Consider the following 7,803-nt stretch of genomic DNA (forward strand, 5'->3'; position numbering starts at 1 on the left):
TCATCTCCAAACACATCCTCGTAGGAGCCGGCTTGCCGGCGATGAACGAAATGCGGTATCTCTGGAAAAAAGCGCTGTCTGCTTCGCCAGCAAGCCGGCTCCTACAAAAATTTAATTCCAGCCAAGGGTCCACGCGTCGCTGTTTTTCAGCGACCGCCAATCAAGTCGTTCACTGCGCTTGGTCAACACGGCCTGCAATTCCACGTCCACCACCGTGCCTTCCTCGTCGCGGAACAGCTCGGTTACCAGAAAGTGCTTTTCACGATTTTGCGGATGGGCTGCTGTCCACTTCGACAGCAGCAGTTTGTCTGGACTGATGCGGTTCATTGCAAATGTTCGTGCAGGCGGCGAGCGGCTTCCTGACCACTGAGCCAGGCGCCCTCGACGCGACCCGACGAGCACCAGTCGCCGCAGGCATACAGACCCAGATCGGCGTCGGCCAGGGTGCCCCATTCGTGGCTGGTGGCGGGACGTGCGTAAAGCCAGCGATGGGCGAGGCTGAAGGTCGGTGCGGGCATGGCGTCGTGCAGCAGTTCGGCGAAGGCACCGTGCAATTGCTCGATCACCGCTTCCCTGGACAGGTCGATATGCTGGCGGCTCCAGGCGCTGCTGGCATGCAATACCCAAGTATCCAGCGTCGTGTCGCGTCCGGGCTTGCTGCGGTTGCGAGCCAGCCAGTCGAGCGGACTGTCCTGCACGAAGCAACCTTCCATGGGTGTCTCAAGTGGTGTCTCAAAAGCCAGCGCGACGGCCCAGGTAGGGTCCATTTTCACCCCGGCAGCAGCGCCGGCGAGTTTTGGCGCGCTGGCCAGCAAGGCAGTGGCTTGCGGTGCCGGCGTCGCAATGACGACATGACTGAACGGCCCGTGAGTGAAACCTTCGGCATCCTGCAGATGCCAATAATTTTCACCGCGATAGACCTCGGTGATCCGGCAGGCGAATTGCACTTCGAGATTACCCAGCAGGCCCCGAGTGATTGCACTCATGCGCGGCGTTCCGACCCAGCGAGTCTGCTCGTCCGGCGACAGGCTCAGTTGACCGCCGTGGAAGGTGTACAGCTGCGGCGTCCATTCGGCAACCCAGCCCTCGGACTGCCAGCGCGTAACTTCCGTGACAAAACGCCGGTCACGTGCAGTGAAATATTGTGCCCCCATGTCCAGCGCACCCGCATCGCTGCGCTTGCTCGACATGCGACCGCCGCTGCCACGGCTTTTATCGAAAAGTTGAACGACATGCCCGGCGTCCGTTAGCGCCTGGGCGGCGGAAAGCCCGGCGATGCCGGTGCCAATGATTGCGATAGGTACAGTCATAGGGGCCTCGTTTACCTTTCTGTACAGACTACGCCGTGGATGAAACCTGTACAATATTGTTTTTTGGTATAACTTTTAGCGTTCTTGTTCTGACAGCTTGGCCTATGGTTAATCACAGAGCCTGCCCGATACCAAAGATCCCTGCTTATAAAAATAGACTAGTGATCACGGTAAAACGCCACCCGAGGAAGAAGTCATGCACATATTGCTGACCGGCGGTACTGGTTTGATAGGACGTCAGCTTTGCAAACACTGGCTGAATCAGGGCCATCGGTTGACGGTTCTCAGCCGATCACCGGAAAAAGTCGCGGCCATTTGCGGTGCCGGGGTGCGCGGTATTGCGCTGTTTGAAGACATGGGTCAGGACACGCTGGACGCCATCGTCAATCTGGCCGGCGCACCTATAGCCGACCGTCCCTGGACAACCCGGCGCAAAGCCTTGCTCTGGAGCAGTCGCATCACACTGACCGAGACGATGCTGGCCTGGCTCGAACGTCGTGCGCAGAAACCCCAGGTGCTGATCTCGGGTTCGGCGATAGGCTGGTATGGCGATGGCGGCGAGCGTGAGTTGAGCGAAGAATCGCCGCCGGTGATCGATGATTTCGCCAGTCAGCTGTGCATTGCCTGGGAAGAAACCGCGCAACGCGCCGAAGCCATGGGCATTCGCCTGGTGCTGGTGCGCACCGGGCTGGTGCTGTCGGCCGACGGCGGCTTTTTGTCGAGGCTGTTGCTGCCGTTCAAACTGGGCATGGGCGGGCCGTTGGGCAATGGTCGGCAGTGGATGCCGTGGATTCATATCAAGGATCAAATCGCCCTGATTGATTTTCTGCTGCAACGAAATGCCGCCAGCGGTCCTTATAATGCCTGCGCGCCAAACCCGGTGCGCAATCGCGATTTCGCCAAGACGCTTGGCAGTGTGCTGCACCGCCCGACGTTCATGCCGATGCCGACCCTGGCACTGAAAGTGTTACTGGGCGAGATGTCGTTGCTGCTGCTCGGCGGCCAGAAGGCCATGCCGGCACGCTTGCTGGAAGCGGGGTTCACTTTCCAGTTCACCGAATTGCGCGCGGCCCTGGACGACTTGTCCAGCCGCCTTTGAAATAGGACGTTGCATGACTGATCACGCATTGCTTCTGGTTAACCTGGGCTCGCCTGCCTCCACGTCGGTGGCGGACGTGCGAAGTTACCTCAATCAATTTCTGATGGACCCGTATGTGATCGACTTGCCGTGGCCGGTGCGCCGCTTGCTGGTGTCGCTGATCCTGATCAAGCGCCCGGAGAAGTCGGCCCATGCCTACGCGTCGATCTGGTGGGAGGAGGGCTCGCCTCTGGTGGTGCTCAGCCGTCGCTTGCAGCAGGCGATGACGTCGCAGTGGACTCACGGGCCGGTGGAGTTGGCGATGCGCTACGGCGAGCCGTCGATTGAAACGAAGTTGCTGCAACTGGTTGCACAGGGCCACAAGAGAATCACCCTTGCGCCGCTGTATCCGCAGTTTGCCGACAGCACCGTGACCACAGTGATCGAAGAAGCGCGGCGCGTGGTGCGCGAGAAAAATCTCGATGTGCAGTTCTCGATTCTTCAGCCGTTCTACGATCAGCCTGAATACCTCGATGCACTGGTGGCCGGCGCAAAGCCTCATTTGCAGCAGGATTACGATCATTTGCTGCTGAGCTTTCACGGATTACCTGAGCGGCACCTGACCAAGCTCGACCCGACGGGCCAGCATTGCTTCAAAAACGAGGATTGCTGCAAGAACGCTTCGCCGCAGGTGCTCGCCACCTGTTACCGCGCGCAGTGTCTGCGCACCGCGTCGGAATTCGCCAAACGCATGGGCTTGCCTGACGGCAAATGGTCGGTGTCGTTTCAGTCGCGTTTGGGGCGGGCGAAGTGGATCGAACCTTACACCGAAGCGCGCCTTGATGAATTGGCGGGGATGGGTGTGAGAAAAGTCCTGGTGATGTGCCCGGCGTTTGTGGCCGATTGCATCGAGACGCTGGAAGAAATTGGCGATCGCGGCAAAGAGCAGTTTGTTGAAGCAGGGGGCGAGGAATTGCTGCTTATACCGTGCCTGAACGATGACCCGCAGTGGGCAAAGGCGCTGAGCACATTGTGCGAAAGGGCGCCGTTGGCGCTGTAAAAGTATCGCGAGCAGGCTCACTCCTACACTGGCTTTCGGTGTGCACACCAAAGGTCAATGTAGGAGTGAGCCTGCTCGCGAAGCTATCTGGCAGATTGCGAATTGCCAAAGGGATTACAACAACGGGTCCTCCGGCTTCTTATGCTTCCAGCCATCATTGCCCGGCAGCAAAAGATTCAGCGCAATCGCCGTCACCGCGCACAACGCGATGCCTTTCAGGCCCCAGTCGTCCGGGCCCGTGCCCGTGCCGACCAGCACGCCGCCAATACCGAAAACCAGTGTCACCGAGACAATCACCAGGTTGCGCGCTTCGCCCAGATCGATCTTGTGGCGGATCAGCGTGTTCATGCCCACCGCTGCAATCGAGCCGAACAGCAGGCACAGAATCCCGCCCATCACCGGCACCGGGATGCTCTGCAGCAATGCGCCGAATTTGCCGACGAACGCCAGGCTGATAGCGAAAATCGCCGCCCAGGTCATGATCTTCGGGTTGTAGTTCTTGGTCAGCATCACCGCGCCGGTGACTTCGGCGTATGTGGTGTTCGGCGGACCGCCAAACAGACCGGCAGCGGTGGTGGCAACACCGTCACCGAGCAGGGTGCGATGCAGGCCTGGCTTCTTCAGGTAATCGCGACCGGTCACGCTGCCGACAGCGATCACTCCGCCGATGTGTTCGATCGCTGGCGCCAGGGCCACTGGCACGATGAACAGAATCGCCTGCCAGTTGAATTCCGGCGCGGTGAAGGCCGGAATCGCGAACCACGGTGCCGCAGCGATCTTCGCGGTATCGACGACGCCGAAGTAGAAGGCCATCGCAAACCCTACGAGTACGCCGGAGATAATCGGCACCAGACGGAAAATCCCTTTGCCGAACACCGCAACGATCAGCGTGGTCAGCAACGCTGGCATCGAGATCAGCATGGCTGTCTGGTAAGGAATCAGCTCGGTACCGTCGCCCGCCTTACCCATCGCCATGTTCGCGGCAATCGGCGCCATGGCCAGGCCGATCGAGATGATCACCGGCCCAATCACCACGGGTGGCAGCAGGCGGTCGATGAAACCGGTGCCTTTAACTTTCACGGCCAGACCGAGGAATGTGTAGACGAAACCGGCAGCCATCACACCGCCCATGGTCGCGGCGAGGCCGAACTGGCCCTTGGCGAGAATGATCGGGGTGATAAAGGCAAAGCTCGACGCCAGAAACACCGGCACCTGACGGCCCGTGATGATCTGGAACAGAATCGTTCCCAGACCTGCAGTAAACAGCGCCACGTTGGGGTCAAGACCGGTAATCAGCGGCATCAACACCAGGGCGCCGAACGCCACGAACAGCATCTGGGCGCCGGACAGCACCGTACGCCAGAGCGGATCGTTGAACTCATCCTGCATGCTCAAGCGTCCTTCTGCTTGGTGCCGAAGATCTTGTCACCGGCGTCGCCCAGGCCCGGAATGATGTAGCCGTGTTCGTTGAGGCGTTCATCGATGGAGGCCGTGTAGATGGTCACGTCCGGGTGCGCCTTCGCTACAGCCGCAATGCCTTCCGGCGCAGCGACCAGGACCATCGCGCGGATGTCGCGGCAACCGGCCTTTTTCAGCAGGTCGATGGTGGCGACCATGGAACTGCCAGTTGCGAGCATCGGGTCTATGATCATCGCCAGACGTTCGTTGATTTCCGGGACCAGTTTTTCCAGATAGGTGTGGGCCTGCAGGGTTTCTTCGTTGCGGGCCACGCCGACGGCGCTGACTTTGGCGCCCGGGATCAGGCTGAGTACGCCTTCGAGCATGCCGATACCGGCACGCAGAATCGGCACCACGGTAATTTTCTTGCCGGCGATTTTCTCGACCGACACAGTGCCGCACCAGCCTTCGATATCGTAGGCTTCCAGCGGCAAGTCTTTGGTGGCTTCGTAGGTGAGCAGGGCTCCGACTTCCTGAGCGAGCTCGCGGAAATTCTTGGTGCTGATGTCTGCACGGCGCATCAGGCCGAGTTTATGGCGGATCAGCGGGTGGCGGATCTCGAGGATGGGCATGGGAAAGGCTCCGGCGGCGGGCAAAAAAACCGGCCTAGATTAATCTATCCGAGGGTGTTGTCCTATAGACACAGAGTACGTTAGTCCACAAACCCTTGATCTGACCGCGCGGGATGCGTACCTTTGCCCGCTTTTCCTGATTCCTCAACCCCGGAGAGCGCCATGTCCGCTGATCTCGAGCATATCCGTCAAGTCATGCGAGAGGCTGACTGCCTGTACACCGAAGCTGAAGTCGAGGCGGCCATCGCCCGCGTCGGTGCGCACATCAACGAACAACTGGCTGACAGCAATCCGGTGGTTTTCTGTGTGATGAACGGCGGGCTGATTTTCGCTGGCAAGCTGCTGACTCATCTGCACTTCCCGCTGGAAGCGTCTTATCTGCACGCGACCCGTTATCGTAACGAAACCAGCGGCGGCGACCTGTTCTGGAAAGCCAAGCCGGAAGTTTCGTTCATTGATCGCGACGTGCTGATCATTGACGACATCCTCGACGAGGGTCACACCCTCGGCGCGATCATCGACTTCTGCAAACACGCCGGTGCGCGCAAAGTGCACACCGCCGTGCTGATCGACAAGGATCACGAGCGCAAGGCGCGTCCGGACCTCAAGGCCGATTTCGTCGGGTTGCCGTGCATCGACCGCTACATCTTCGGTTACGGCATGGACTACAAAGGCTACTGGCGTAACGCCAACGGCATTTTCGCCGTTAAAGGAATGTAAGAAATGACCGTGCCGAGCTTTCTTGATCAAACCCTGTTCAGCGAATTGGCCGAGAAAGCGACGGCCAGTCCTCGTGGGCGTCAGCATCACAATTTCCATCAGATGGACGATGCCTGTCATCGCATGGCGGTAGGGCTGCAACCCAGCACCTATATTCCGCCGCACCGCCATTTGGGGGAGCACAAGGCCGAGACGTTGCTGGTGGTCAAAGGGCGACTGGGCTTGTTGATTTTCGACGAGTCCGGTGCGGTGGTTAAACAGCAGATCCTGCAGGCCGGTGGCGAGTGCATTGGCGTTGACCTGCCAACGGGTGTGTTCCACGGCCTGGTGGTGCTGGAGGCTGATTCCGTGATGTTCGAATGCAAGGCCGGGCCATACCGCCCGGTGGGTGATGGCGAACTGGCGGATTGGGCGCCGCGTGAAGGCCAGCCGGGCGTTGCCGAGTACCAAGCCTGGATGCGCGCGCAGTTCGATTAAAATCACCCCTGTAGGAGCGAGCCTGCTCGCGATGAACGTCCAGCTGCCGCTTGCATCCAGACAGCTCGCGTCATCGTTGAAGTCCATCGCGAGCAGGCTCGCTCCCACATTGATTCATGCCTGCCCGTGATAAAGTGCTCGGCCCCGCCCCCCGGAGCCTTTCATGCGTTTCTTGATCCGCAGCTGCGCCGCCTTGTTGCTCACCCTCAGTCTGCCTCTGGCCGCCGCGCCTGCGCCGATGCACGCGCAGTTTCTGCCGCCGGATGACCTGACCCTTCGCGATGCCGCCCCCGAGCAGCAACAGCTGCTGCAGGTCACCGAATACTCGGTGGTGGTCGGCAGTCAGCGCCAGTCCAATCAACAGCCCATCCCGGTTACGTCGCCGATGCTGATTCGCCTCAAGGGCAAATCCCTGAACAAAGGCGCAACCATCAATCAGGTCGTGATCAATTTCGATGGCGAAAGCAAAAGCCTGAAAAAGCCGGTTTATGACGACAAGAGCAAAACCCTGACGTTGAACTACCCGATGGCACAATACCGCGTGGTCATGGATTTGTTGCGCAACGGCACGGTGTACTGCCAGTTCCTCAGCTACGCCAATGGCCACATCTGGGCTGATCTGCACACGGGTGCGGTTCGTTCGCGTTGAGCCCGGCGGCTAGTGAAGGGTAAACTGCCCGCCCCGTGAAATGTCTGCGAGCTGGAGTCGGCAATGCGTAAAGATAAGAAGCAAGTGATTGGTGACGAGATCGGCGATGAGCAGATCAAATTGTTCCTCGATTTCGAGCCGGTCGATGCCACTTCACCGTCGCTGCACAAACTGATCAAGGCGTACCGTGGCCTGCGTATCGATGATTTCGAGCGGTTTCTGACGTTCTTTGTTGCCGGCGGTTTTGATCTGGATGGCAAGGATGAGCACGGCAATGATTTCGTGGCCTTGATCAAGGATCAGCGCAATGCGGCCGAGTACATCGAGCTGATTGCCAAGGCTCGCGGTTAAGGTCAGGCGCACCGTTCTTTGTGGCGAGGGAGCTTGCTCCCGCTTGAGTGCGTAGCGCTCACAAAATCTGCGTCGTTTGCCGCATTTTGGGGCCGCTTCGCAGCCCACCGGGAGCAAGCTCCCTCGCC

At 59.5% G+C, this 7,803-nt stretch carries 10 protein-coding genes; 6 read left to right on the forward strand and 4 right to left on the reverse strand.

Going from position 1 to position 7,803, the window contains the following annotated elements:
• Positions 1–111: 111 nt before the first annotated feature.
• Together DU29_RS0103725 and DU29_RS0103730 are read right to left on the reverse strand one after the other, a co-directional pair.
• Complete coding sequence (locus tag DU29_RS0103725; protein WP_028620500.1) at positions 112–327, reverse strand: TIGR02450 family Trp-rich protein; 216 nt, start codon at positions 325–327, stop codon at positions 112–114.
• Positions 324–1,310, reverse strand: a complete 987-nt coding sequence (locus tag DU29_RS0103730) for an NAD(P)/FAD-dependent oxidoreductase (protein ID WP_028620501.1) — start codon at positions 1,308–1,310, stop codon at positions 324–326. The genes DU29_RS0103725 and DU29_RS0103730 overlap by 4 nt, the downstream gene beginning before the upstream one ends.
• 196 nt (positions 1,311–1,506) lie before the next feature.
• On the opposite strand from DU29_RS0103730, the gene DU29_RS0103735 reads away from it, so the two are divergent.
• Both DU29_RS0103735 and hemH read left to right on the forward strand, forming a co-directional pair.
• Positions 1,507–2,409, forward strand: coding sequence for a TIGR01777 family oxidoreductase (locus tag DU29_RS0103735; protein WP_028620502.1), 903 nt, complete (start codon positions 1,507–1,509; stop codon positions 2,407–2,409).
• 13 nt (positions 2,410–2,422) lie between these two features.
• Positions 2,423–3,448, forward strand: coding sequence for a ferrochelatase (hemH, locus tag DU29_RS0103740; protein ID WP_028620503.1), 1,026 nt, complete (start codon positions 2,423–2,425; stop codon positions 3,446–3,448).
• A gap of 114 nt (positions 3,449–3,562) precedes the next feature.
• Here the strand turns inward: hemH and DU29_RS0103745 are convergent, their stop codons facing one another.
• Together DU29_RS0103745 and upp are read right to left on the reverse strand one after the other, a co-directional pair.
• A complete protein-coding gene (locus DU29_RS0103745; protein WP_028620504.1) occupies positions 3,563–4,837 on the reverse strand; it encodes a uracil-xanthine permease family protein in 1,275 nt (424 codons plus the stop codon).
• A 2-nt stretch (positions 4,838–4,839) separates the two neighbouring features.
• Positions 4,840–5,478: a uracil phosphoribosyltransferase gene (gene upp, locus DU29_RS0103750; RefSeq protein WP_028620505.1), complete on the reverse strand. Its 639-nt coding sequence runs from the start codon at positions 5,476–5,478 to the stop codon at positions 4,840–4,842.
• A gap of 162 nt (positions 5,479–5,640) precedes the next feature.
• Between upp and DU29_RS0103755 the strand changes: the two genes are divergently transcribed.
• From DU29_RS0103755 to DU29_RS0103770, 4 genes are all read left to right on the forward strand, one after another.
• Complete coding sequence (locus tag DU29_RS0103755; protein ID WP_028620506.1) at positions 5,641–6,198, forward strand: hypoxanthine-guanine phosphoribosyltransferase; 558 nt, start codon at positions 5,641–5,643, stop codon at positions 6,196–6,198.
• A 3-nt stretch (positions 6,199–6,201) separates the two neighbouring features.
• Positions 6,202–6,675: a WbuC family cupin fold metalloprotein gene (locus tag DU29_RS0103760; protein WP_028620507.1), complete on the forward strand. Its 474-nt coding sequence runs from the start codon at positions 6,202–6,204 to the stop codon at positions 6,673–6,675.
• Between the two features lie 163 nt (positions 6,676–6,838).
• The gene (locus DU29_RS0103765; protein ID WP_028620508.1) at positions 6,839–7,324 is read left to right on the forward strand and encodes a hypothetical protein; all 486 of its coding nucleotides are present in this window, start codon (positions 6,839–6,841) and stop codon (positions 7,322–7,324) included.
• Positions 7,325–7,387: 63 nt separating this feature from the next.
• Positions 7,388–7,675 carry a PA4642 family protein gene (locus tag DU29_RS0103770; protein WP_028620509.1) on the forward strand — a complete coding sequence of 96 codons (288 nt, stop codon included), beginning with the start codon at positions 7,388–7,390 and terminating at the stop codon, positions 7,673–7,675.
• The last annotated feature ends 128 nt before the right edge of the window (positions 7,676–7,803 follow it).

The sequence above is a fragment of the Pseudomonas sp. Ant30-3 genome (assembly GCF_000690905.1).
Taxonomy (GTDB): Bacteria; Pseudomonadota; Gammaproteobacteria; order Pseudomonadales; family Pseudomonadaceae; genus Aquipseudomonas.